At 67.8% G+C, this 24,538-nt stretch carries 23 protein-coding genes; 7 read left to right on the top strand and 16 right to left on the bottom strand.

What is annotated here, in order from left to right:
- The first annotated feature begins 321 nt into the window (after positions 1–321).
- Entirely contained in the window at positions 322–495 is a 174-nt protein-coding gene (locus tag BS329_RS43295; RefSeq protein WP_158075760.1) for a hypothetical protein, read from the top strand.
- Between the two features lie 66 nt (positions 496–561).
- On the top strand, positions 562–1,038 hold the full coding sequence (locus BS329_RS09160) for a hypothetical protein (RefSeq protein WP_076157946.1): 477 nt from the start codon (positions 562–564) through the stop codon (positions 1,036–1,038).
- 93 nt (positions 1,039–1,131) lie between these two features.
- On the opposite strand, the gene BS329_RS09165 is transcribed toward BS329_RS09160, so the two are convergent.
- The 10 genes from BS329_RS09165 to BS329_RS09205 form a co-directional block, all read right to left on the bottom strand.
- Positions 1,132–1,479, bottom strand: a complete 348-nt coding sequence (locus BS329_RS09165; RefSeq protein ID WP_076157947.1) for a hypothetical protein — start codon at positions 1,477–1,479, stop codon at positions 1,132–1,134.
- Between the two features lie 333 nt (positions 1,480–1,812).
- Complete coding sequence (locus BS329_RS09170; RefSeq protein WP_076157950.1) at positions 1,813–2,394, bottom strand: DivIVA domain-containing protein; 582 nt, start codon at positions 2,392–2,394, stop codon at positions 1,813–1,815.
- Positions 2,395–2,552: 158 nt separating this feature from the next.
- Positions 2,553–2,894, bottom strand: a complete 342-nt coding sequence (locus BS329_RS09175; RefSeq protein WP_076157953.1) for an STAS domain-containing protein — start codon at positions 2,892–2,894, stop codon at positions 2,553–2,555.
- Between the two features lie 248 nt (positions 2,895–3,142).
- Complete coding sequence (locus tag BS329_RS09180) at positions 3,143–3,424, bottom strand: hypothetical protein (RefSeq protein WP_076157956.1); 282 nt, start codon at positions 3,422–3,424, stop codon at positions 3,143–3,145.
- Between the two features lie 33 nt (positions 3,425–3,457).
- Positions 3,458–3,964: a hypothetical protein gene (locus BS329_RS09185; RefSeq protein ID WP_076157959.1), complete on the bottom strand. Its 507-nt coding sequence runs from the start codon at positions 3,962–3,964 to the stop codon at positions 3,458–3,460.
- A gap of 461 nt (positions 3,965–4,425) precedes the next feature.
- Positions 4,426–6,567 (bottom strand): SDR family NAD(P)-dependent oxidoreductase, encoded by a 2,142-nt coding sequence (locus BS329_RS41790; RefSeq protein ID WP_244197083.1) that lies wholly within the window; start codon positions 6,565–6,567, stop codon positions 4,426–4,428.
- Positions 6,500–10,594, bottom strand: coding sequence for a type I polyketide synthase (locus BS329_RS44435; RefSeq protein ID WP_158075761.1), 4,095 nt, complete (start codon positions 10,592–10,594; stop codon positions 6,500–6,502). Before BS329_RS44435 ends, BS329_RS41790 begins: the two co-directional genes overlap by 68 nt.
- 50 nt (positions 10,595–10,644) lie before the next feature.
- Positions 10,645–11,814: a geranylgeranyl reductase family protein gene (locus tag BS329_RS09195; protein WP_208619181.1), complete on the bottom strand. Its 1,170-nt coding sequence runs from the start codon at positions 11,812–11,814 to the stop codon at positions 10,645–10,647.
- Positions 11,815–11,837: 23 nt separating this feature from the next.
- The gene (locus tag BS329_RS09200; protein WP_076157965.1) at positions 11,838–12,884 is read right to left on the bottom strand and encodes an ABC transporter permease; all 1,047 of its coding nucleotides are present in this window, start codon (positions 12,882–12,884) and stop codon (positions 11,838–11,840) included.
- Positions 12,881–13,543 (bottom strand): ATP-binding cassette domain-containing protein, encoded by a 663-nt coding sequence (locus BS329_RS09205; protein WP_076157968.1) that lies wholly within the window; start codon positions 13,541–13,543, stop codon positions 12,881–12,883. Before BS329_RS09205 ends, BS329_RS09200 begins: the two co-directional genes overlap by 4 nt.
- Positions 13,544–13,999: 456 nt before the next feature.
- Here BS329_RS09205 and BS329_RS09210 point away from each other — a divergent pair, with 456 nt between their 5' ends.
- Positions 14,000–14,257 carry a hypothetical protein gene (locus tag BS329_RS09210; RefSeq protein ID WP_076157971.1) on the top strand — a complete coding sequence of 86 codons (258 nt, stop codon included), beginning with the start codon at positions 14,000–14,002 and terminating at the stop codon, positions 14,255–14,257.
- Positions 14,258–14,427: 170 nt separating this feature from the next.
- Here BS329_RS09210 and BS329_RS09215 read toward each other — a convergent pair whose 3' ends face one another.
- From BS329_RS09215 to BS329_RS09225, 3 genes are read right to left on the bottom strand one after another with little or no spacing between them, the layout of a single operon-like run.
- On the bottom strand, positions 14,428–15,327 hold the full coding sequence (locus BS329_RS09215) for a sucrase ferredoxin (RefSeq protein WP_076157973.1): 900 nt from the start codon (positions 15,325–15,327) through the stop codon (positions 14,428–14,430).
- Positions 15,324–16,604 carry a cupin domain-containing protein gene (locus tag BS329_RS09220; RefSeq protein ID WP_084749506.1) on the bottom strand — a complete coding sequence of 427 codons (1,281 nt, stop codon included), beginning with the start codon at positions 16,602–16,604 and terminating at the stop codon, positions 15,324–15,326. Before BS329_RS09220 ends, BS329_RS09215 begins: the two co-directional genes overlap by 4 nt.
- Complete coding sequence (locus tag BS329_RS09225; RefSeq protein ID WP_076158230.1) at positions 16,591–16,800, bottom strand: hypothetical protein; 210 nt, start codon at positions 16,798–16,800, stop codon at positions 16,591–16,593. The genes BS329_RS09220 and BS329_RS09225 overlap by 14 nt, the downstream gene beginning before the upstream one ends.
- Before the next feature lie 174 nt (positions 16,801–16,974).
- Here BS329_RS09225 and BS329_RS09230 point away from each other — a divergent pair, with 174 nt between their 5' ends.
- The 3 genes from BS329_RS09230 (at position 16,975) to BS329_RS09240 (ending at position 20,511) form a co-directional block, all read left to right on the top strand.
- Positions 16,975–19,050, top strand: a complete 2,076-nt coding sequence (locus BS329_RS09230; RefSeq protein WP_143252931.1) for a catalase — start codon at positions 16,975–16,977, stop codon at positions 19,048–19,050.
- A gap of 11 nt (positions 19,051–19,061) precedes the next feature.
- Complete coding sequence (locus BS329_RS09235) at positions 19,062–20,060, top strand: acyl-CoA dehydrogenase family protein (RefSeq protein ID WP_244197077.1); 999 nt, start codon at positions 19,062–19,064, stop codon at positions 20,058–20,060.
- Between the two features lie 109 nt (positions 20,061–20,169).
- Positions 20,170–20,511, top strand: coding sequence for a PIG-L deacetylase family protein (locus BS329_RS09240; RefSeq protein WP_244197078.1), 342 nt, complete (start codon positions 20,170–20,172; stop codon positions 20,509–20,511).
- 416 nt (positions 20,512–20,927) lie between these two features.
- Here the strand turns inward: BS329_RS09240 and BS329_RS09245 are convergent, their stop codons facing one another.
- Positions 20,928–21,524, bottom strand: a complete 597-nt coding sequence (locus BS329_RS09245) for a response regulator transcription factor (protein ID WP_076157980.1) — start codon at positions 21,522–21,524, stop codon at positions 20,928–20,930.
- A gap of 99 nt (positions 21,525–21,623) precedes the next feature.
- Positions 21,624–22,220, bottom strand: coding sequence for a hypothetical protein (locus BS329_RS09250; protein WP_143252932.1), 597 nt, complete (start codon positions 22,218–22,220; stop codon positions 21,624–21,626).
- Positions 22,221–22,696: 476 nt separating this feature from the next.
- Here BS329_RS09250 and BS329_RS42415 point away from each other — a divergent pair, with 476 nt between their 5' ends.
- Positions 22,697–23,239: a hypothetical protein gene (locus tag BS329_RS42415; RefSeq protein WP_143252933.1), complete on the top strand. Its 543-nt coding sequence runs from the start codon at positions 22,697–22,699 to the stop codon at positions 23,237–23,239.
- Positions 23,240–23,395: 156 nt separating this feature from the next.
- Here BS329_RS42415 and BS329_RS09260 read toward each other — a convergent pair whose 3' ends face one another.
- On the bottom strand, positions 23,396–24,178 hold the full coding sequence (locus BS329_RS09260; RefSeq protein WP_208619189.1) for a SigB/SigF/SigG family RNA polymerase sigma factor: 783 nt from the start codon (positions 24,176–24,178) through the stop codon (positions 23,396–23,398).
- Positions 24,179–24,538 lie beyond the last annotated feature (360 nt).

Raw genomic sequence — 24,538 nt, forward strand, 5'->3', positions numbered from 1 at the left:
GCTCACGCGGTGAACTGGCGAAGCTCGATCGGATACCCCTTCTTTGTCCTCTTCACACCACCCACATGGAGTCAACTTCGAAGCTTGTTCGCGTCGTCAAGTGAGCGCGCCGCCGTCACCCCGATGGTCGATCACGAGTTTCGCGACCGGATCATCGGGTAGCCAGGCCGAGAAGACCGAGGGATCGGAGAAGACCCATGCACCGCGAAAGCGATCCGCGCTCGCCCGTGAGGACGATGAAATGAAGACCGGGCTCCAAGGCAACGACCCGACCCGTGCCGATGACAATCCGCATGTGCCACCGGTGGCCGGGGAGTGAGCATGACCGCAGGAACGGTAGACCTCGAGCGTGACACCGCGGAACCCCCGGATCCGGCACGCGATCGGGTGCACCCCGGCGTCGCGACGGAACCGCCCCGGTCCCAGCCTGGCAACGAGATTCGCCTGGCCGCCGAACGTGCGGGCAGAGAATGGGAACAACCGGAAACCGACTGAACCCAGATGGCTTCGACAACGTCGCGCTCCGCGGTTATCGGTCAGTGGGAAGGGTAACCGCCGAAGATGAGTGATCCCACCCTCCACGGTCTCGTCGCCACTCGACTGGTCGAGGCCACCAGGGTCGGCGCGCACGAGTATGTCACCGACGTACTGTCGAAGCTTGCCGCGTCGGGCTCGGCCGAACTGCCGATACTGGTCGCCCGCGAACTGATCGACTCATGCGCGAGTGTCATTGTCCGCCACCGCATGAGCACCGATGATGACGTCCTCTATAGCTTCATCGTCGAGAACGAGCGCGCCGAATCGGTGGACGTGGACAACCTGCCGCCTGGACCGCGTGCCGCGCTGCGTGCTCTGGTCGCCACGCTCAACGGCGATGAAAGCGCGTGTGACATTCAGGTGGCTCTTGCCACCCGCGGCACTCCGGAGGAGGCCGTCACGGTGCTCATCCACTGTCTTATGTGGACTCTGGAGCTGAAGAACTTTTCCCCGGATCGGTGCCCTCGGCTGAGCTGTTATTCCGATGGGGTCCGCGGTTGAACGGCTGGTGTCGCGTGATCAGACGGCGATCATGCGTGATCGCCGTCCAATCTCAGGTCAGACCTGAAGGGTCAAGCGACACCGAGCCGTCTCCTAGTGCCGCCACGCCTCACGCCACAGCGGGTGGGCCTGGTACACGGATGCGATCAACTTGACCGAATCGTCGTCATGGCTGCCCAGGATTTCTTTGCGCAGGAACTCCACCTTCTCGGCGAACGGCACCGGTCGCCGTTCTTCGGCCGTTTCCAGTGGGCCCGCGGCGAGCAGAAGTCCGTCCCGGCCGTCTTCCCCACGAGCGGGCATGATCCGCAGCCAGCCCCGCCGTTCCGCCTCGTCGATGTAGGGCAACTTACCGGCGCGCACTCGCTCTTCGTCTTCGGCGAGTCGTGCCAGTACGAACTCGTCGAGTCCACTCACATCCGCGTCGTTGAAATCCGTCATGACGACCGTCTACCCCGTTCCACGACCTCGCACACGCGATCCCTTCGAGACGGCGCCCCGCGCACGACTGTCTTCGGAGCGCACAGGCGCCGCGGAAACAGAGCCTACGTGGCGATCTCGTGGGTCGGGTTGCTCACGCCAGCCTCCCGGCTGTCGCGAAAGCCACTTTCGCGACGTCTAATGTCCCGAAAGTGGCTTTCGCGACACAGCCGCTTGGCATCGGACGCCGCGAAAGATGCTCCACCCTGCAGCCTGCCTTTTGGCTTGTCCCTCAACAACCCGAAACCCTACTCGCGACACAGCAGCGAGTCGTCCTCCCTGTGGGTCCCGATATCAACCACCATTGACCGAGCCGTTCAACGAAGTCACGGGCTCCTCCTCGGCTGAACCTTCGGTCTTGGCATCGCCGTCGAAGCGGTTACACAGTTCACCGACCGAGTGCGCGATCTGGCAGAGTTCGGCCAGCACCGCCCGATGGACCGTCCGGATGGCGTCGGCTTCCTCTTCCGCACGGGAGACGATGAGCCGTGCCTCGTGATGCGCGCCGCGTTCGATCTCCTTGCGGGCACTCTCGGCGTCGACGGCCGATTTCTCGGCGGCCGCCAGCAGCGCCTCGCTTTCCTTACGGGCCTGTTCCTTGATCTCACCGGCTTCGGCTTTGGCCACCGCGAGGATCTTCTCGATCCGCCTCCCCAACCCGCTGGCCTGGTCCGGTCCGGCGGTTCGAGGCGCTGGAACCTGGGCTTTGGCGAGCCTGCGCTCAGCCGTCCTCCGGGCCTTCTCCTGCCGGCCCACGCGCTTCTCCGCCATCCGCACATATTCGTCGACCTGGCGGCGGTCATATCCACGCAGGACGATCGGGAATCGGACGTCGGACTCCGTCGTTTCCTCGGTTTCGGACACCGTGCTTTCCATGCGCCCAGTGTCGGACAAGACAAGAGGCCCGGCAATCCGAAACCCGGTTTTCGTACCACCGAAAGCCCTTTCGGGCGTATTCGCCATTCTCGCAGCACTTAAACGAACTACTCGACGACAACTCCGTAATCCTTTTCACCCTCACCGGAAGGCCAGGCTCACGACGGCCATGCGAACGGCAGGAAATCGTCGGCCGCGGGCGCGTCGAGCGCGGTGCGCCGGTCCGGATAGACATCCAGGACCGCGGCCATACCGGTCGCTGTCAACGCGCGTTGCACGATGGTGTGCGAGCCCAACGCGATCCGAAGCGTGACTTGATCCGCGGCGGCCAGATCGACGCCGGCATGCAGGACCTGAACACCCGCGACACTCAGAAAGGTGACCTCGGCAAGGTCCAGCACGATCGCGCGAGTCGATCGGCTCCGCTCCAAAACGGCCTCGATCGCTTTCGTCACCACGAGGGCGGTGCAGGAATTCAGTTCACCGGCCAGCGCGATCACGGCAGGATCCCCATACGAGACCGACGCCCGTACTCCCGACCGGAATGACAGTCCCGCTATCCACATGTCCTTCATACAGCACCCGCACCTCCTATCCACAAAGAAAGAAGCCACGGCTGCGTCTTAACCGACATGCACCGGCCACGGTAAGGCGGGTCCCTCGCCGCTCACAAGCCATTCACGTCCACGTCATCCGCACGTGTTCGCTTGAACACGCAGAGTGAGAGGCTCGAACGACCGCGAGTCCGTCAGGTCAGCCAAAATCGCATTTCGTCCTCGGTCAGTCGACGAACAGTGGTGATCACACCGTTATCGGCGCTGATCGCCCATCGCCAGGACAGAGGGGTCACCTGGATCGAAAGCAAATGCCGCCGATCCTTCACCCACAGCCAGCCATGTTGACACCGCGCCAGATAGAGCGGCCGTGACTCAATGCTCGATTCGATCAGAACACGCACCGATCCGGGCGGCTCACCATCGCCGGTGGCCCAGATCTCGGCAACACGGTCACACACACCACCGTTCGCCATCCGGCTTCCTTTCCGTACGGTGGCCGGGCACCGTCACCGGGTGCCGACGACTCGTGGCTGGTCATGGGGCAGCTCGACGTGTGCCTTCTGCTGATCGAGTTGTTCGGCGCCATTGGCCGCGTCGACACGTTCCTTGGCGGCGAAGCCGTCGCCGTTCGCCACGACCGTGCCTGCCAGGTCGAGCAGCTGGCCGGGCTTGACGCCCACGGGCGAATCACCGGAGGGCAGCAGCTTCACCCACACCCGGTCGGTGGTGTTCTCCCCTGCCCAGAATCCTTCCGGTCCCGGCACCGACTGGACCGGTACGGCCTTGCCGGAAAGAGGCTTGCCGACGAACGAGGTGAGCTCTCCTCGCGGGAGGGGGAATACATCACGACCGTCCACGGTGACCCGTCCGGCTTTTTCGGAAGTGACCGGCGCCGAGTTCGCCGGGGGCGTGACGCCGTTGGTGTTCTGGTCGTCGCTTGCCGTCTGACTGCCCCCGCATTGAGTCAGGCTCAGGATGAGGGCCGCGACGATGACCAAAGCCAGCAGTGCCAACCAGATCCAGCTGCGGCTCTTGCCTGTTCGAGTACCGGTTACCTCGGTCGCCCCTCCGGTTCGAAGCTTTCCCCGCCCCCGTGTCGTCCCAGGCCGTCCACGCGAACCGGCTTCGGATGCTGAGTGTTGTTCTCCTGGTCGTGTCACGGACGCCTGCTTTCTTCAGGAACGAACGTAAATCGGTATACCCGTCGAGCTGCCATCGCCCCCATGGATTTCTGTCCGACGTACCCGAGAGTGCGAACGCGTCTTCGGTGAAACCCTGGAGACAAGCCCTGACGCCGTCACGAACAGGTGAGGACCGCCGATGCCCTCCGTCAGATCTTCCGACCAAGGCCAGGCAGATGCGGAAAGACCCGGCCGTTCGTCCACGACGCCGCCTTTTCATTCTCGTGAGCGGTAAGGACGGATTCGGATTCCGGCCCGAATCGTCACTCACGACCCACTCCCGCCATACCCGCTCAGTGGCGCAGCACCGAATCGAGGTGCGTGGCCAACTCGCCGGGCGACGGATGCGCCCACACCTCCGCGGGGGTCAAGGCGACGTCCAGGTCGGCTTGCAACCTGCGAGTCAGGGCCACCGCGAGCAGTGAGTCGAGACCCACTTCGGTGAATTTCGCGTGAGCGGGCACCGCGGACGGCTGGGTGCCCAGCAACGCGGCCAAGGTGTGCACCACCGCTTCGCACACCAGTTGCGCCCTGCCGGGACCCGGTTTTTCGGCCAGGACCCTTGACGCGGGTGAAGTGTCCCCGGACACGGCAACCCCACTGTCCACTTCGGAGAGAAGAGGTGCCGACCTGGCGTGCGGGAAAGCCCTGAACAAGAGGTCCGGCTGATAGTCGAACACCCCGGTGTTCACCCGCTGATGCCGCAGTAACGCTTCCAGCGCAGCGAACCCGTCCGTGGTGGAGAGAGTGTCGAAGCCCTGGGTGGCGAAGTGGGTCGCGCGGCCGGCTTCGCCCCAGGCGCCCCAGTTGACCGACAGGGTGGGCAGCCCCTGGTCGTGGCGCCATCGGGCGAAAGCGTCCACCCAGGCTCCTGCCGCGGCGTAGTTCACCTGCCCGGCGTTGCCCAGCATCGCCGACATGGAGGAGAACACGGCCAACCAGTCCAGAGAGTGATCCCGCACCGCTTCGTGGAGATTCAGCAGGCCCGTCACCTTGGGGTGCCATACGCGTTCGAGCTTGTCGGCGGTGACGCCGGCGATCGGGGTGTCGTCGAGCACCACGGCGGTGTGCAGAATGCCCCGCAACTCGGCACCGGCCGCGGCGACCAGGCGCGGGGCGGTGTCCGGAGCGGCGATGTCGCCACGCACGATTTCCACCGCACATCCGGTGTCCGCGATCTCGCGCAGCACGTCGGCGGCTTCGGACGGCGGTTCGCCGCGTCCACCGAGAACGACGCGTCCGGCACCGGCGCGGGCCAGCCAGCGGGCGGCCTCCAGCCCCAGGCCCTTCGTCCCGCCGGTGACGATGTAGGCGCCACCGGGGCGCACCACGGTGTCCCTGGCCGCGGCTTGAACGCGCAAGTGCTGCCCTGTCGCAGGAAAGTCCAGCACGACGCGTCCGATGTGGTCGCCAGAAGCGAGCTGTTTGAAGCCTTCCGCCGCTTCGGTCAGCGGCACGACCGTCCGAGGCAGCAAAGGCAGGCGCCCGTCCCGGATCCTGGCCATCACCTGCCGCAGGGCGGCGCGGAACACCGCCGGTTGCTCGGTCGCGGTGAGCACGAGATCGAGGGCCGTGTAGGTGATGCCGTGGCGGAACGTGCGCAGATCGACGCGCGCGCCGTCGTACAGGTCGCGTTTGCCGATCTCGACGAATCGGCCGGTGGGGGCCAGCAGCTCCAGGGACGCCCGCATCGCGGCGCCCGTCAGGGAGTTGAGCACCACGTCGACGCCGCGCCCCGCCGTCAGTTCCGGCACCTGCTCCGCGAAGTCGAGCGTTCGGGAGTCCAGCACGTGTTCGACGCCCCGCTCGCGCAGGTGGTGACGTTTGGCCTCGGTACCCGCCGTGGCGATCACGGTCGCGCCGAGCGACCTGGCGACCTCGATCGCGGCGAGGCCCGTGCCGCCGGCGGCCGAATGCACCAGCACGGTCTCTCCTCGGCGCAGGTGCGCGAGGTCGTGCAGCGAGTGCCAGGCCGTGAGGTAGGTGAGCACGGACGGGACGATGTCGGCCGATTCCACGCCGTCCGGCACGGGCACGGTGAGGTCCGCCGCGACGACGCAGTCCGATGCCAGCGTTCCCGTTCCGTGCGGCACGACGCTGACGACGCGGTCTCCCGGGCTGAACTCGTGGACGTCGGCACCGACCGCCAGGACCACACCCGCGGCGTCGGATCCCAGAGCGGGCAGCGTTCCGTCATCGGTGGGGTAGATGCCCAGCGCGATGAGGACGTCGCGGAAATGCACAGTGGCCGCCTCCGGCCGCACCAGCACCTGCCCGGGGCCCGGCTCGGGCCGGGGTTCTCCGGTGGCGACCAGGTCGAGCCGGTCCAGGCTCCCGCCGGAGTCGGGTTCCAGAACGTACCGTTCTTCACCGGCGACGACGTCGACCGCCCCGGCCGTGCGTGGCGGCCGGATCGCCAGCGGGGCCCGCGTCATCCTCGCCGCGTACCGCTCCCCCGCCCGCCAGGCGACCTCCGTTTCCGGCGTGCCCGCGAGCAGTTCGGCCACGACGTCGGCCGCACCGTCCTCGCTGCTTTCGCCGTCGATCCAGGTGACCGAGGACTGATGGTTGTTCGATGGCGGCCACGCGCAGCAGCCCGCCCAAGGCGCACACTCCGGGCCGCACCGGATCGTCGTCGAGCACCGGCCGGGCGTTCGCGCTCACCAGCCACAACCTGGGTGGCGCAGCGTCCTGCGCGTACTCACGGAGCAACGCCGTCACCCGCTTGACCCGCTCGAGGTCCTGAAGCCGTCCCGTCGCGCACCACACGACACCCGTGACGCCGGGACGGGACATGGCTTCGGCGTCTGTCCGGGAGACCGCTTCGCCGCGGCTTTCCAGAGCGGTGGCGACGTGGTCCGCGATGCCGTCTCGGTCGTCTGGCTCCTCGATCACCGTCCACCGGCCGGGTTCGGCAGCCGATTCGGGCAGCGGCTCGGGACTCCACGAGATCTCGAACAGCCGGGAATTCAGCAGAGCCCGCCCGGTGGAGGCGTCGGCGTGGCGGACCAGCTCGATTCCCTCGAGCGCGCCGAGCCACGTCCCGGTTTCGTCGTAGAGGTCGGCGCGGCCGGTGGCGGCGTCGTGTTCGGTGTGCCGCACCTCGGACCGGACCCAGGCGATCCGGCCGGGCTCGTCCGGCAAGTCGACGCCGGCTATCCCGACAGGCAACCACGGGGCGTCCGAGTCGTCGTCGCCGAGCACCAGTGGAGCCGCCACCGACAACAGGCACCCGTCGAACAGCACGGGGTGCACGCGGGGTGCGCCGGTGCGGATCGGCGCGCTCTCGGGCACGCGCACCCGCGTGACACCGCCGTCCGCCACCTCGGTGATGGAGTGGAACGCCGAGCCGGTATCGAGCCCGACCCTGCGGAACTGCTCGTAGAGGTCATCGGCGGGCCGGGTCTTTTCGGGCACCTGTAAGGCTTCGCGTTCTTCGGCAGGGGCATCCCGGCGGATCGCCTTCGCCGAAGCCAGCCGTTCCCATCCGCCTCCGCCCTGCTGGACGACCTCCAAATCCACTCGCGAACCCGTCCGGGTCGCGGTGACCTGCACCGGCAGCGTGGTGGCCAAGGGGGCCAGCCGTTCGAAACGCACACCGGTGAGGCGGACCTCGTCCGGGGCGCGGTCCACCAGATCGGTGACCGCGGCCAGCAGCAGTTCCACGTGAGCCGCCCCGGGGACGAGCGGGGTGCCGCGCAAGGTGTGCTGCTGGAGCCAGTCGATCCGGTCGGTGCCGAGGTCGGCCTGCCACACGTGACGGGTGCGGTCTTCGGCGTCGGGATCGGGTACGGCCGAACGCTCGCCGAGCCACATGTGCGCGGCGGTCCCGGTGGATCCGCGCGCCTTTTCCTGCCAGTACGGCGCACGGTCGAAAGCGGTGGGCGGCAACGTCGTACGACTCCCGCCGCCGTTGACCGCGTCGAGGTCCACCGGCACACCGGCCACGTGGAGCGCCCCGGCCGCCCGGCACAGCGCCTCATGGCTGTTCCGGTCGCGGATCAGCGACGGCACCGCCGTGACCGGTGCGTGCAGTGCCGCCGCCGTCTCCTCGACCGCCTGCGTGAGGAGCGGATGCGGGGAAATCTCCAGAAAGGCGCGATAGCCGTCTTCGATCATCGCCCGGCACGCGCGATCGAAACGCACCGGCGAGCGCAGATTCCGCGCCCAGTACTCGCCGTCGAAGACGATTCGTTCACGCGGGTCGGTGGCCGTCGAGTAGAACGGCACCTCCGGCGGCGCGCCCGCCAGCCAGGCCGTCCGCTCGGTGATGTCGGTGAGGATCGGCTCGACCTGCGGCGAATGCGCGGCGACGACCACGGCGATGCGTTTGCAGAACACGCCGCGATCCCGCCAGCCCGCCAGCAGCCGTTCCACCGCGTCCTGGTCACCGGCGACCACGGTCGACGCGGGCGCGGTGACCACGGCCACGGACACCCCGTCGAGGCCGGAGATCTCGGCTTCGACCTCTTCCACCGGGAGTGTCACGACCGCCATGCAGCCGCCCGCCACCCGTTGCAGCAGCGACGAACGGACGAGGGTGATGCGCATGCCGTCCTCGGGCGAAAGGATGCCCGCCGCCACCGCGGCGGCGGCCTCACCCATCGAATGCCCGACGACGGCGGCCGGGCGCACGCCTCGTTCACGCCACACCCGCGCGAGAGCCGTCTGCACCGCGAAGACCACGGGCTGGACAACGTCCATCTTCTCGGAGTGCGCACCCGACTCCAGGAATCGCCGCACCGGCACGCTGGCGTCGGCGGCGACGCGGTCCAAACGGTCGATCGTGCTCGTGAACGCGGTATCCCGGTCGAGCAGGTCACGCGCCATGCCCGCCCACTGCGACCCGTGCCCGGAGAAGACCCACACCGGCGCGCCGGGATCTCCGGTGGGTCCGCACACGACGTCGGGATGCTCGCGTTCTTCGGCCAGCGCGCGCAGTCCGGCGACGAGCTCGTCGCGGTCCGCCACGACGACGCAGGCACGCGTGGACAGGTGACTCCGGTGGACGGCGAGCGTGTGGGCGACATCGGCCGTCGGCGGGCGGGTGGCGGCGATGTGATCGGCGAGCCGGGCGGCGGTCGCCGCCAGCCCACCGGGAGAAGCCGCCGAGACGGCGTGCACGAGCGGATCGCCGGTCTCGGGCGACGAAGCCCGCTGGACGGTGGAAGGTGCCTGTTCCAGGATGGCGTGCGCGTTCGATCCGGTCACGCCGAAGGCGGAGACGGCGGCGCGCCTCGGCGCGCCTTCGCTGTCCCAAGGTGTGGTGGAGGTGGGGACGAAGAACCGGGTCCCGTCAGCGTCGATTTCGGGATTCCATCGGGTGAAGTGCAGATTCGCCGGGATCACGCCGCGCTGGACCGCCAGTGCCGCCTTGATGAGGCCGAGTACACCCGCCGCGCTCTCCGGATGCCCGATGTTGGTCTTGAGGGAGCCGAGCGCGCACGGCGCGTTCGAGGAGCCGTACGCGTCCGACAGCGCCCCGAATTCGATCGGATCGCCGACGGGCGTGCCGGTGCCGTGCGCTTCGACGTAGCCGATGTCGTCCGCGGTGACGCCCGCGACGCGCATCGCCTCGGCCACCACCGCGCGCTGCGCCGGCCGCGAGGGCTGGGTGATCCCCCGCACGCGACCGGCGTGGTTGATCGCGGTCCCGCGGATGACGGCCAGGACACGGTCTCCGTCACGCTGGGCGTCGTCGAGCCGCTTCAGCGCGACCATGCCGCATCCCTCGCCACGGACGAATCCGTCCGCGCTCGCGTCGAAGGCGGCGCAGCGTCCGAGCGAGGAAAGCGCTCCGGCGCGCGCGAATCCGACGAGTCCGCCCCACTCCAGCTGCACGGTCACGCCGCCCGCCAGCGCGAGGTCGGTCTCCCGCTGGTGCAGCGAGCGGCATGCCAGATGCACCGCGATCAGCGAGGACGCGCAGGCACCGTCCACCGCCAGCGAAGGCCCGTTGACGTCGAGAATGTAGGAGATCCGCCCGGGCGCGCCCGACGGGATCGCGGAAATCCCGTGATAGACGTTGAAGTTGGCGATGGTGAAACGTTTGGCGTAGTCGGCCCCGGAAATACCGATGAACAGGCCGGTCAGCGAACCGGCAAGGGAGCGTGGTGGCACACCCGCGTCCTCCAGCGCCTCCCAGGTCGCCTCCATCAGCAGCCTGTGCTGCGGGTCGACGCTGGGTGCTTCGGCGACAGGCACTCCGAAGAACCCCGGGTCGAACTGGTCGATGTCGTCGATGAAGGAACCGTTGCGCAGGGCACGCGCGTCGGTGAGGTCGGCGGGCACCACGCGTTCGTCATCGGGCCACCGCGTTCCGGGGCTCGAACCCGACACGACGTCGCGGCGATCCATGAGCACCTGCCACAGGTCTTCCGCCGACCGCACCCCGCCCGGCGCCCTGGCCGCCGTGCCGATGATCGCCACCGGGGTCTGGGTTTCCCTTGCCACAGCTGACATTTCCATCCATTTCGGGTCGGAGTGCCACCCACCGCGGGCGGCGCCGGGTTTCACAGCAGGAAGTCGATGGTCTTCAGTGCCGCGCGGGCCACGGGCGTGCCGACCAGGTCGGGGATCGTGGTGCGGCCACCGAGGTAGGAGTCGACCCGGCGCCACACCGGCGGAACACCGGTCAACGCCGTGTGGAACAGGCCGGGACGCCGGGTGAAGATGTCCATGATCCGCCGGGACGCCCGCATTTCCGCTCCGAGCGTGGAGGACACCGCGGTGACGTAACCCTCCCGCGCGCGCTCGCGTCCGGGCTCGTCCTCGGCCCGCGCGAGGCGAACCGCCGCCGCCCCCGCCCACGTCCCGGACCGCAGCGCGAAGGAAATCCCCTCCCGAGACCAGGGATCACCCAGCCCGGCGGCGTCACCCGCCACCAGCACCCGGTTCCGCGCCAAGGGCGAGTCCGGCCGTCGGCACCGCGTGAGGTGGCCGGTGTCGTGCAGCGGCGTCAAATGGCCGAGTTCGTGGCGTCCGAGGAACTCACGGAGATAGGCCTTCGTCGCTTCGCCCTGGCCCTTGGCGGCCACCACTCCCGCGGTGCAGATGTCCCCCTTCGGGAACACCCAGCCGAAGGAGCCCGGCAGCGGACCCCATTCCATGAGCATGCGGCCGCGCCATCGCGACGCCACGCGCCGGTCGACCGGCACCTCGACTTCGAGCGCGAGATCCACCTGCTCGCAGCTGACTCCGATATGCCTGCCGACCCGGCTCGCGCTCCCGTCCGCTCCGACGAGCGCCCGGGTGCGGACGAGGTCGCCGGTCGCGGTGCGGAGGTCGACGACGCCGTCGCCGTCCTCTATCCGTGCCACCGCGGTCCGATCGCGCACGGTGGCACCGGCTTCGGCGGCCAGCCGCGTCAAAGCGGCGTCCAGCTCGTCGCGGAACACCATCTTGCATCGCACGTCACCCGTGGAGGCCATGGTGCGCACCCGGCGGCCGTCGAGCCCGAACGTGACCGCGTCGATCTCGTCGTGGATTTCGACGTCCAGCCCCTCGGGCAGAAAGGCCTGCGAGGATCCGATCAGGCCACCGCCGCAGGTCTTGTACCGCGGGAGACCCGCGCGCTCCAGCAGCAGAACGCGGCCACCTGCCTCAGCGGCCACTCTCGCCGCGCTCGCGCCGGCGGGTCCGGCGCCGACCACCACGACGTCCCACACTTCTCGCTCGCTCACCACGGATTCCTTTCTTCGGTGTCTCAAGAGGTGGTGGTGGCCGCGGGTGCGGTCCGGCGGGCAGGCGCACGCTTGGCAGGTGCCTTGGCGGGCGAGGCCGGGCGTTGTGGTGGCGCGCAAGGGTTGTCGCAGGTGAGGTGTGAACAGAGCACGACCGGGCCACTGCGTGACTCGACGACGAGGGAGCCGTCAGGCCGGCTCTTCACCGTGACCACGGCCGTCTCCGTGTCGACGGGCACGAGTTCCGTGTGCTCGGTGCGGCTTCTGGTGCGCCGGTGGAAAGCGGCCAGCGCGAGCAGCGCGAAGATCAGGAACCACAGCGGGCCCAGCAGCAGATGGCCCGGCGAGCCGCTGTCGGTGAACGTCGCCGCCACACCGCTCTGCATCGCGCCGTAGGTGGGCAGGTACCGCAGCACGCCGGTGCTTTCCGCCGGGTTGATGACGGGGTTCTGCACCATCACGTCCACCAGGCTGGTCATGATGATGACGAACATGCCCGCCAGCTCGGTCGACAAGGCGAGGCCGAGCACGATGCCCAAGCCGCCGTAGATCAAGCCGCTGGAGAACAGGCTGAGTCCTAGCGCCCCCGTGTCGCGCGGATCGCAGAAGAACGTCATCACGACGGTCGCGTAACCCGACACCACGGCCGCGACGAGGAACAGCGCGACCAGCTTGGCCGTCAACAGGCACAACCGGGAATGCCCGGCGAGCACGAGCCGTTGGTCGAAGTCGTTCGAGCGGCGGACAGCGGTGAACATCATGAAGCCGACGATGAGCGTCACGGCGTTGATCGCGGCGGAGATCAGCACCAGCTCGTCGGCGGCGACGGTGACGGGCCTGTCGATGATCGCCGAGTGGAACTCCAGCGGCCGATCGGGCAGCACCAGGTGCACCACCGCGAGCCAGCACGGGATGAAGAACACGACCAGCAAGAGAGCCAGCCGGTTGCGTGCGTGCTGGGCGACCTCGAAACCCACCGCCTTGAGCAAGGATGCCCGCCAGGTGGTGGCGACGGCCAGGTCGTCGAGCCTGGCCCGGACGCCGCTGGTCAGGTTCGTCCACGTTTTCACGAGGCGACCCGCCGGTACTTCGCCTGCGTGGCGGAGCCGCCGACAGGTTCGGCGGCCACGACCACCCCTGACTCCAGCCGGTAGAGCCGGTCGAACCGCTCGGTGTCGTGGGCGATGTGCGAGATCACCAGCACGGAGGACCCGCGGTCGCGCAATTCCGTGGTGATCGCCCAGAAGTTGAGGTAGTTCTCCCAGTCGAATCCCTGATACGGCTCGTCCATGAGCACGACCTGGGGGTCGTGCATGAGCGCCAGCGTGAGGTTCAGCTTCTGCTTCGTACCGCCGCTGAGCGCGCCCGCCTTCGTGTCCCGGTATCGCGCCAGCCCGAGCCGTTCGGTCAGTTCCGTGGCCCGGTCGAGGTTTTCGAGGTGATACGCGCACTGGAAGTACCGCAAATGCTGCGTCACGGTGAGGTCGTCGTTCACGACGATCCGTTGTGGACAGTAGCCGAGGCTGCCGCGCCGGGAGATCTTCCCCCGGTCGGCCTTGAGCGCTCCGGCCAGCAGGCCGAGTAGAGTGGTCTTGCCCGCACCGTTCTCTCCGATGATGCCGAGCAGTTCGCCTTCGCGGAGCTGGAATTCCACACCGCGCAGGACGGGCCGGTGCCCGTAGGACTTGTGGAGATCGACGACGCTCAAGGTGTTTTCTCGCAGGGACAAGTGGACTCCTCGATGTCGGTGACGATCGCCATGGGCACGCGGCACGGACTGACCTGTGCTGACCGCTGCTTCGGCGCGACGGGGCGGAAACCCGCGGCCCGGCGGCGTGCTCCTCGAATCACGGTAACGCCTGGTCAGCGGATTCCACCGGCACATCACCCTTTCCAGCGCAACGGCCCGAAGCACCCGGAAACCGGCGTGCACCGTAAGCGCGACGGCAAATTACCCGGCCAGGAAACGATTCCGCAGTCTCCGACAGCACTCATCGGATGACTCGCGCCGGCACTCGTTCCCGTGACAAGCACGGTTTCCTCTTGTACACACCGGCATCCGTGCGGCATATTCGAATTTCGCCAAGATCGTTCTCGGCAGTCACGAGAGACAGCCACGCGCGGCAGTCCGCCGCCGTTCGCTGCGCGGTCACTGAAATTCATTCATCGGAGGAAGGAAATCGCCGTGAGGAAGACGATGATCGGCACGCTGCTCGGCATTGTCATCGCCGCTGGGGCGTTGACATTCGCCTCGTCCGCGGCCGCGGAACAGCCTTCACCGCCGGGAATGTGGGTGAAGTCGCAGGACTACCAAAGCCACTACCTCTGCCGGAGCGCCGGCCTCACTGGCGAATTCTTCGGCCTGTGGAAAGAAGGCGAGTGGAAGTGTGAAGGGTCCACACTTTTCGTGCGGCAACTCGCTCCCGTCCCGGGCATCGGCTGACCGCGGCGGATCCGGCCGGTCGTGAGTGACTTTTCCTGTTCGGTTGATCGCGGGTTCGGTCCGTGATGCCCGGCGGCCATGTCGCGAAAGCCACTTTCGGGACACCAGACGTCGCGAAAGTGGCTTTCGCGACACCACCCGAATCGGGGCCTACATGAACTGGGGCCGCCTCACCCACCGTAGATATCCAGAACGACCTTCAGCAACTCGAAAACACGGATCCTTTTCGCGGGCTCGGACGCGCAGGTGAGCGGGCGATCCACCGGGAAATGCCGTTCGCGCAAGTACACCGTGCAACGAGGTTCGGTGAACTCGACCCGCCAATCGGAACCGCTCTCGCGAACCTCCTCCACGAGACGGAGAGCGTCGATTCCGGTGGCACCGGTGGCCGCGCGGGCGTGATGGTGGGCCGCTTGAACGATGGGCTCGAACGAGGACCGGCCGCGGAGGAACTCGGTGTCGAGCGTGCCGCGCAGATACCGGTGGACGATGTCGTTCGCTCCGTCCGGCCGCAGGCCGCCGAAGGTGAACCCATGCGGTAGCAACACCATCGAGGGAGCGAAGCGGCACCCTCCGACATGGCTGCATTCCCAAGTGGCTTCAGGGAATTCCTCGGCCACCGCGGCGGCGAGTGACCGGCCACGGACCGCGCAACACGTGTCGTGCCTGCCGTGAACGCAGACGAGCGCGAGAGGCCCGGACACTACGCGCCCCGGTGCGGAGGGGACGCGGGAGAGTTCGGCCGCGTCCGTGAATTCCCCGGTGCGGATCTCTTCGTGTCCGGGACGTGCGTCGATCCGGAACCAGCGCGAAAGCCGCTCCCGCGCGGATGAACGGCGCGCGACCCGGCGCACCAAAGCGATCCGGCCGTGGACACGCGCCGACCAAGTGGTCAGCGAAGCCACCGCGGCCGGGTCGAGACCGGACTCCTTGAGCGCGAACCGCCCCCATGGGCCCGGATGCTCGATGAGCAGCCAATGGTCCGCGGGCGGGGCCGTACCTTCTCCGGGATCCCCCGCGGCGTCGGCCAAGTCCGCGCAACGACCCCGCTCCACCGGTATCGCGGTCATGCGCTCGCGGCCATCAGCACGCCTTCCCGGAGCAGGCGCCGGACGAGGACGAGCTGATCGGTTCGATCCATCCCCGGAACCTCCCCCACGCGCCACGTACTTCCGTCCAGCAAGGCCGACAAGGCGGTCGCGGTGGAAGCGGGAAGCACGATGTGCCGGTCCGGGAGGCCGAGTACGACGTGGCCGTCTCCCTCGTCCCGGACGCGGAAACGCAGACCGTCGCGGCGCCGCACGGAGTCACCGTCGCCGAGGTTCAGCGCGAACGTGGCGGCCGCGACCGGGGCCACTGGCTCCGGTCGATTCCCTTTCCACGCCCTGTCACGGACGTGCCGGGCGATGTCTTCGGCAGGCACGGCCTTCAGCGCGGCGATCAGGTCGTCCCGGACCGACTCGAAATGATCTTCCAGCTGAGCAGGATCGGCGACGTCGATCCCCAAGGGCAGGGACGTGCGCAACCGGTCGTCAGCGCCGACGAGAGCCGTGAGTGCTTCCACCAGGGCGAACCTGGTGATGACGTGGACACCGACGGTCAGATGGGCGGAAACATCGCCGAGAGCGGTCGCGGAATGCAGCCAGCCGCGCGGGAGGTACAGCACGTCACCGGGCTCGAGGACTTCGTCGATGACCGGAGCGTCCTCACGAGCCCGCGCCGCGACAGCGTCGGCGTGCTCGTTCCACTGCTGGTCGCGAAGTGGCGCCGTGTGGACTGGCGCGTGCACCTTCCAATGTTTGCGACCGGCGAACTGGAGGACGAAGACGTCGTGCACGTCGTAGTGCGCGGAAAACCCCTGTGAAGACGGCGGAGTGATGTAGGCGTTGACCTGCGCCGGGTGACCGAGTTCGTCGGTCAGGCCGGTGACGAAGTCGATGATGCCCGGCCACGTGCGGTGCAGGCCTTGCAGCACGATGGTGCCACCGTCGGCGAACAGAGCGGCGACCCGGTCGTCGGCGACCTGATCCCCGATTTCGGCGCCGACACCACCACCACCGGTGAACGAACGGGAATCAATCACCGATCCGTTACGGGCCATGCGCAGGAATGGCGTACGCAGGCCACGGCGGGACAGCAGTTCATCGACGCCGTCCAAGTCGAGCAGATCTCCGAAGCGGTCGCCGGTCCGCCGCAACAACGGCTTCCGGCCCCAGTGCCGGGTGGAAAACTCTTCGACGCCGGATCCGACCAGCCGCGTCAGGGGGCTCTTCGGCTTACGGCCGTCCGCCGATACCGGGGCATCCCCGATACCGGCGGACGGCTCGCTCAGGTCAGCTCGCGCCACTGTCCGCGCCGCCGTCGGCTCCGCCGTCGTGCTGGCCGGGAGTGCCCTGGCCGGCGCCGGAGTCGGCCGGGCCTTCGGCACCGCCGTCGGCTCCGCCGTCGTGCTCACCAGGAGTCCCCTGGCCGGCGCCGGAGTCCGCCGGGCCTTCCTTGTCCTTGTCCGATGTGGTGGAAATGTCGTCGTCGTTCAGGCTCACTTCGGTTCCCTTTCGGATGATCCGGCCGGTCGCCGGATGAATCACTGCCTGACTACCCCCGATCGGCACCGAGCACACCTCGATTGCCCACCCGAACGAGTTTCCGTACGGATGGCTTAAACGCGCAAGGAGCGGGGTATTCGCGGCACACCACCACTCTCGGCAAGGAGAATCATGCCCCCGAAACGTCAGCGCGAGCAGCCAGAATCGGCGGAAGCCACATCGAACGCCACGGTCGGCCGGTCGGGTGAGGGGCAGCGGGGGGACTACCTGACGACGGCTCAGGGGGTCCGGCTGCCGGACACCGATCACTCATTGAAGGCAGGCCCGCGAGGACCGTCCTTGATGGAGGATTTCCACCTCCGCGAGAAGATCACCCATTTCGACCACGAGCGCATCCCGGAGCGGGTGGTCCACGCGCGAGGGGCCGCGGCACACGGCACCTTCCGCGCCCATGGCAACGCGTCTTCGGTGACCAAGGCCGGTTTTCTGGAGAGGGGCCGGGAGACTCCCGTCTTCGTGCGGTTCTCGACGGTGCTGGGTTCACGCGGATCCGCGGACACCGTCCGGGACGTCCGCGGGTTCGCGGTGAAGTTCTATACGGACGAAGGGAACTTCGACCTGGTCGGCAACAACATGCCGGTCTTCTTCATCCAGGACGGCATCAAGTTCCCCGACGTCATCCACGCGGGCAAGCCCCATCCGGACCGGGAGATCCCGCAGGCGCAGACCGCGCACGACACCTTCTGGGACTTCGTCTCCCTGCACACCGAGGCGACGCACCACGTCATGTGGGCCATGTCCGATCGCGGGATCCCTCGCTCTTATCGGACCATGGAGGGCTTCGGGGTGCACACCTTCCGGCTGGTCAACGCCGAGGGCGAGACCAGCCTGGTGAAGTTCCACTGGAAGCCGGTGGCCGGGGTGCACTCCCTGGTCTGGGAAGAAGCCCAGATCGCCGCCGGTGTCGATCCCGACTTCCACCGCCGGGACATGGCCGACGGCATCGACGCCGGGGCACCGCTGGAATACGAACTCGGCATGCAGGTCATGCCGGATTCCGAGGACGAGATGTTCGAAGGAATCGACCTGCTCGACCCGACCAAGATCGTCCCGGAAGAGCTCGCCGAGGTCCAGCTGGTCGGCAGGCTCACGCTGGACCGGAACCCGACCAACTACTTCGCCGAAACCGAGCAGGTCGCCTTCCACACCGGCAACCTGGTGCCGGGCATCGAGGTGACCGACGACCCGTTGATGCAGGCGAGGCTGTTCTCCTATCTGGACACCCAGCTCACCCGGCTCGGCGGGCCCAACTTCACGCAACTCCCGATCAACTGCCCGCACGCGGCCGTCAACGACAATCTGCGCGACGGGATGCACCAAACCCTCATCCACCAAGGACAGGCCCCGTATCTGCCCAACAGCGTCGACGACGCGCTGCCGACGACGGCGACGGAGGCCGAGGGCGCCTACGTCCACCGGCCCATCGAGGTCTCGGGCCCCAAGATCAGGGCCAACCCGGTTTCGTTCGACGATCACTTCTCGCAGGCCACGCTCTTCTGGAAGAGCCTCTCCAGGATCGAGAAGATCCACGAGATCGAAGCGTTCACGTTCGAGCTGGGAAAGTGCTTCTCGCAGACGATCCAGGCCCGTGTCCTGCAGTCTCTCGCCCAGGTCGACGCCGAACTGTGCGCGGCGGTCGCCGAAGGACTCGGGCTGCCCGCTCCGCTGGGCACCCCGGCCGAAGACGTCACACCGTCGGCCGCGCTGTCCCAGATCCCGCCGGGACCCGGCCCGATCGCGGGCCGCATCATCGGGGTCGTGGCGACGTCCGCCGCCGACCTCGGCGGGATCGGCAAACTCCGCCGGGTCGTCGAAGCCCAGGGTGCCATCCTGCGGGTTCTGGCACCGGCAGGGGGAACGCTGAAACGAGGGCGCGGACTACAGCCGGTGGCGCGGACCTTCCTCACCGCCCGGTCCATCGAGTTCGACGCGATGGTGGTCGCCGACGGCACGGCCGGGCTGCACGACATCAAGCTGACCATTCTGCTGCAGGAGATGTTCCGCCACTGCAAGGCCATCGGCGCCTGGGGCGACGGACGCCAGGTGCTGACCGACGCCGGGATCGACGTCGACGCACCGGGAATCGTGCTCGCCGACGAGGTCGCCAAACCGTTCTCCGCCGAGCTGGTGAAGTCCGTGGGACTGCACCGCGTGTGGGAGCGAGCCGAGCATGTGATGAACGACTGAGGAATCGGACCTTGCTGAAGACCCTGCTCGAACCGGCCGCACCGGAGCACCTGGCGGAGCCGAGAACCGGCGAGACCATCACCGCCATGGTGCGGCTGTTGATGGTGAACGGTGTCCTCGACCTGCCGCTCCCCGGTAGGGGCGACACGTGGGGCCGCTGGACGACGCTCGCCGGGCTCGGGCGGCGCGACCTGGTGCTCGGGCGGCTCGCGGAGGGCCATACCGACGCCCTCGCGATCCTGGCCGAAGCCGGCCGGGAGCCCGTACCAGGCGCGCTGTACGGCGTCTGGGCCGCCCGCTCGGGCGGTACCGGCGCGGCCGTCGTGGGCGGCGCTCTCACCGGTACCGTCCGGTTCTGCTCAGGCGCTCAAGTCCTCGACCGCGCCTTGGTGATGGCGGACTACGAAGACGGGCCGCCGATCCTGCTGGAGGTCGGCCTGGACGAGCCGGGCGTCCAGGCACTGCCGGAGACGTGGCAGGCGATCGGGATGGACGCCTCCGACAGCGGTGACGTCCGGTTCGACGGGGTCCCGGTGACCTCGACCCATATCGTCGGCGAGCCGGGCTGGTACGTGTCCCGGCCGGGATTCAGCCTCGGCGGCGCGGGCGTCGCCGCGGTGTGGCTCGGCGGCTGCGCGGCCGTCGTGGACTCGGTGACGACGCACCTGCTCGCCCGCGGTGCGGCGGACGACCACCAGCACGCCCACCTCGGCACGCTCCACACCGCGATCCACCAGGCCGACGCGCTGCTCGTGCGGACGGCGGAAGCCGTCGACACCGAACCGGACGAGGATCTGCCTTTGCTGACCGGATTCTGCCGGTCCGCCGTCGAGCACACGGCCCGGCAGGTCCTCGACGTCGCGCCGGAAATCACCGGGCCGACAGCGCTCTGCCGCGACCGCCGACTTCCCCGGCAGCTGTCCGACCTGATGGTCTACGTCCGGCAGCACCACGGTGCCCGCGACCTCGCGGCCCTTGGCGTCGAGCTGCTGAAGGAGGGGCGGCGGTGACCATGGATCCCTTCCCCGGCGGAGGGTTTCCGCCGCGTGTGTGTCGTCGCCGCGCACCCGGACGACGAGACTCTGGGCGTTTCCGGACTCATCCAACGGCTGCACGCCCGTGGAGCCAGAGGTTCGGCTGGTCGTCGCGACCGACGGGGAGGCCGCGTACCCCGGCTCGTCGGCCGCCGAACACCGGGAACTCCTGGAAGCATTGCGGTGCCAAGGATTGGAGGACGTGGAGTCGGTATGGGTAGGTCTGCCCGACTCGGCGCTGGCCGGCCACGAGGCGGAGCTGACCGACGTCATCGGTGAGGTGGCCGCGGACAGCGACTCTGCTTGGCGCCTTGGCCGGACGATCCCCATCCGGACCCAAGCGAAAGTGCTGACGAGCGCCCGCCTGGACGGCCGAGCGCCGGACGGGCTTTCGACACTGCTGCGGGCACTCACCCGAGCTTCATGAAGGTGACCTGGGCACCCGGTACCTTCGCCGCCTCCGATGCCGAGCGGCCGTGTCCTGTTTCGCGGTCGGGGGCGGATCTGGGTCGGCCGACGAGAACCGACCGCCTCCCAACTGTCCATATAGGACAGTATCGGGCGGGTGCTCATTGTTCTAACCCAATCCCGACCCTCTCGGTACCGGCACCCTGGTCGCGTGAAGTACGAGAAGGACCCCTTCCTTGCGCTAGGCGCAGTGAAGGGACCCTTCCCGTACTGGTCACCAGCCCCCTGGCTGTGAACCGACGGGGTCGCGCAACTTCACGGCCAACGCCCTCACCGGCCTCGGCGGCGGCCCCCTGCGGCAACGCACCCAGTTCGACCACCTCCTGCTCACCATCCACCAGCACCCCGACTCGGCATAGGCCGTGCCGGGTCGTGCTAGAGCAGAACACCTCTGCGGAAACCGTGGGCGACGGCTTGGGCGCGGTCCTGTGCCCCGAGCTTGCGGAAAAGCCGTTGTGCGTGGGTTTTCACCGTATCTTCGGCCAGGTGCAGTTCACGGCCGATTTCCCCATTGCGTTTGCCTTGGCTCATCCCGGTCAGTACCTGCAGCTCACGACTCGTCAGCTGCACGCCGATAGAGGACGGCTGCCGCGGCACAGGCACGGCAATGCTGTTGAGAGTGTCGGCGAGAGCGGAGACGACCTCCGGCCAGGAGGTGTTCCAGCGAAGGTAACCTCGGGCGCCCCCGATGATCGCGTTGGCTACGACCACAGGATCGTTGGCCGCACCGAAGACCAGGATGTTGGCCCGGAAGTCCGCCTTGACGAGCCGTCGGACGGCCTCCACTCCGCTCGGTGCGGCGCGTTCCAAGCCGACGAGAACCAGGTCGGCGCGCCGACGGGAATACTTGGCCAGCAGCCCCTCGGCCTCCGCCACGCAGTCGACATGGTCTACGCCGGGAACCGCGGACATGGCGCGACTGACCGCTTCCCGCACTCTCCCCCGGCTGTCACAGATCAAGATCGCTGTCACGGCTTTACCCTTACTTCTACTCTTGGCTGCGAGTGGGCGCGTAACCGGCGGGCAGGGGCTCGAGTACTTCCTCGAGCCCCCGGCCGCGTGACGTCGACGCTACTTTCGCAGCAAGGTTTCAGTGTTGGCCACGGTCACCCGGGTGCCCGAACCGGCGTCGAGCGGATCCGTGACGACGGTCCCGTCCACCGGAGCGGGCAGCAACTCGAATTCGCTGTGGACCGGAGTGTTCGGCTTCAGAGCCGTAAGCGCGTCTTGCGCGTGCTCCACCCGCGAGAAAAGCGGCACGACAGGCAGATCGGCCTCATCCAGCTGAACATCCAGCGGGCTGTTCAGATCCGGTGCCCGCAGGTCGCCGACCACCGGCAAGGAGGGCAACGACCCCATCGGCGCCGGATAGACCTGCCCGACCGGTGTCGTGGTGGGCGGCACCGCGGCCGGGACATCGGTCATCGCCGTGGTGACAGCCGGCTGCAGGGAATCCTGGTCTGCCGCGGCCAGCTGGTCCAGCGGCCGCGCCTGCCGCATGGCCTCGGTCAGCCCGCTCACGGCGGAGGTGACGAGGTTCTGGTCCACCGGGGTCGCAGGCAGGCTGGGAGCGACATTTCCGGCCGCCGACGCGACACCCGCTCCCAGCATCACCAGGCCACCGCCGGCAAGCGTGGTCCCCAAGGCGTACTTCACCCAATTTTGCATGACAAATAACTCTCCTTGAATGAGAAAAGGAAACAATGACGACCGGACGTCGCAAGACAGCGACGCCTGGCCAGGACGATCGACCAAGTCCGAAAGCCGATCGCCTGTCCGGTCAGCCGGGCGTGACGCCCGGCCGGATCACCGCCGCCTGCGCGGCCTGGTGCCCGAAAGCGCCGTGCCCCGGCGAAACCCGTATGTTCCGTTCAGCAGGTCCCGACACGACGGCGCCACTACCGAGGTCACCACCGCACGCCACAGCGAGACTTGTCGATGTTCCACAGGTCACCGTCGGCGACGGTGGCGGAATCGGCTTCCCGACAGCATGAACGAACGAGCGGGGGTGCGGGTGATGGCCGACGACCTCGTGTCCACGCGAAGTCGGGAGCGATGTGGCGGCGTGGACCGCTTCACCCCGCAGGATCCGGGCGGAGGAGACAATGGCCGGACCCGATGCGGGAGCACCATCGTCGGAAGTCATGACCACGACGCTCTCGCGACTGGCTTCGTCCAGCTGCCGCTGGTCAGGAACATCGAGCGCGGTGGCTGTGTGGCGGACCGGCCCGGCGGCGTCGGTTGCCGTACTCACCGCTGATTTCACTGTCTCGTCAAGATGTTCCGACGAGATGAGCACTTCCGCACTCAGTGCTTTCCGTATCAGCGAAGACGCCGAGTCGCGGTTCACCATCGCGGTCGCAGGGACCACCTCGACCGCCGGAGCAGTCAATCCGGGCAAGTCGTCAGGGATCAAGGAGTCGGCCCTCGCGGAGACATCTCCCACGATCCAGGCCACGGCGGTGGCCGCGACCACACCGCCCGCCAAGACGAGCGGGCGAGCCAGAAGGCGACCGACACGCATCGCGTCGATTGTCCGGCTTCCCACGTCTGGCTCCCTTTCCGGTCGGCTTGTTCAAGCGGTGCGAATCATAATTGTTTCGTTCGACGGGCACGTCGCGCCCCTGGCCAAGAAATCGGCCGATGACGGCATTTTCTCGCTTCCGCGACCACCGAGCCGGAGCTGACCAGCAGGAATTCACCAAGTATCAGCACGGCGACAGAGTCAATACAGGCAAAACCAATACACTCGAATCAGTGACCGCATGCCGGGCGGGACGACGTCCACGCGTAACACGATCGAGGGAACGCGTTCCCGGGTCGCGCCGTCAGGCCGACGCCGGTCAGGTGCCCAGCTGCTCGCGTAGCTTCAAAAGCACCTTCGCGAGAAGCCGGGAGACGTGCATCTGGGAGATCCCGATCCGGGCCGCGATCTGCGCTTGAGTCAAGCCTTCGAAGAACCGCATCAGCACGATCGCCCGCTCCCTTCCCGGCAACCGGAGCAGAAGAGGCACCACCGCCTCGTGATCTTCGATGAGTTCCAGACGCGAGTCCACCTCGCCCACCACGTCGGCCGAGACCGTCGTGTCCTCGCCGTCGGTGGCCGGTCGATCCAGCGACGAAGTCTGATAGCCGTTCGCGGCCAGCAAACCTTCACGAATCGTCTCGACGTCGATGCCGAGATGTCCGGCCAGCTCGCTCGGTGTCGGAGCGCGGCCGAGGACCTGACCGAGCTCCGCGGCGCCCTGCTTGAGCCGGAAACTGAGTTCTTGCATGCGTCGCGGTACGTGCACCGCCCAGCCGGTGTCACGAAAGAAACGGCGAACCTCACCCATGACCGTGGGAACGGCGAACGACAGGAAGTCACCACGGCCCGGTTCGAACCGGTCGACGGCCTTCACCAGGCCGACCCGGGCGACCTGGACCAGATCTTCTTTCGCCTGCCCCCTGCCGAGGAAGCGCAGGGCGACGTGTTCGGCGAGTGGTAACAGCTCAAGGATCAAGCGGTCACGCAGCGCTCCGCGGCGCGGATGATCGGCCGGAAGAGCGGCCAGCTGATCGAACAGCGGCCGGCAATGCGCGTACTCGTCGCTGTCGCGAGCGCGTCGCCGCTGCGTGGGAACCAGGCCTTCGCCTGCCACACCCCGGCCGGACACGGCGTCCGGCTCCACAATGGACGCAGCAGTGCTCGTCGTGCTGATCGCCGCCTCCCGCGCCCAGGGCTCATGCTTTCGTCGTCACCGCGGAAATACCCGGACGAAAAAGGCGGCAAACGCGAAAAAATCACACTGACCGGCGACGGCCGGAAACCGCATTCGTTTCCGGAAATGGACACGCCGAAACAGCCCTGCGGCGACAACAGCGCGCGGGCTCCGGACGTGAGCGATGTGGCTGACGGGAGCAATGCGGCGTCTCGCTCGGCGGGATGCGGCTGGCTGCTCAACCGTTGCGGCGTAGCCTAACACCTTCGCTATGCTCGGGAACCG

The organism is Amycolatopsis coloradensis (assembly GCF_001953865.1).
GTDB lineage: Bacteria > Actinomycetota > Actinomycetes > Mycobacteriales > Pseudonocardiaceae > Amycolatopsis > Amycolatopsis coloradensis.

Excerpts from the sequence above, each read along its gene's own strand:
- BS329_RS43295 (WP_158075760.1), top strand. The coding sequence starts at position 322 with ATGACCGCAGGAACGGTAGACCTCGAGCGTGACACCGCGGAACCCCCG.
- BS329_RS09160 (WP_076157946.1), top strand. The coding sequence starts at position 562 with ATGAGTGATCCCACCCTCCACGGTCTCGTCGCCACTCGACTGGTCGAG.
- BS329_RS09165 (WP_076157947.1), bottom strand. The coding sequence starts at position 1,479 with ATGACGGATTTCAACGACGCGGATGTGAGTGGACTCGACGAGTTCGTA.
- BS329_RS09170 (WP_076157950.1), bottom strand. The coding sequence starts at position 2,394 with ATGGAAAGCACGGTGTCCGAAACCGAGGAAACGACGGAGTCCGACGTC.
- BS329_RS09180 (WP_076157956.1), bottom strand. The coding sequence starts at position 3,424 with ATGGCGAACGGTGGTGTGTGTGACCGTGTTGCCGAGATCTGGGCCACC.
- BS329_RS41790 (WP_244197083.1), bottom strand. The coding sequence starts at position 6,567 with ATGACGCGGGCCCCGCTGGCGATCCGGCCGCCACGCACGGCCGGGGCG.
- BS329_RS44435 (WP_158075761.1), bottom strand. The coding sequence starts at position 10,594 with ATGTCAGCTGTGGCAAGGGAAACCCAGACCCCGGTGGCGATCATCGGC.
- BS329_RS09215 (WP_076157973.1), bottom strand. The coding sequence starts at position 15,327 with ATGACCGCGATACCGGTGGAGCGGGGTCGTTGCGCGGACTTGGCCGAC.
- BS329_RS09230 (WP_143252931.1), top strand. The coding sequence starts at position 16,975 with ATGCCCCCGAAACGTCAGCGCGAGCAGCCAGAATCGGCGGAAGCCACA.
- BS329_RS09250 (WP_143252932.1), bottom strand. The coding sequence starts at position 22,220 with ATGCAAAATTGGGTGAAGTACGCCTTGGGGACCACGCTTGCCGGCGGT.
- BS329_RS42415 (WP_143252933.1), top strand. The coding sequence starts at position 22,697 with ATGACCACGACGCTCTCGCGACTGGCTTCGTCCAGCTGCCGCTGGTCA.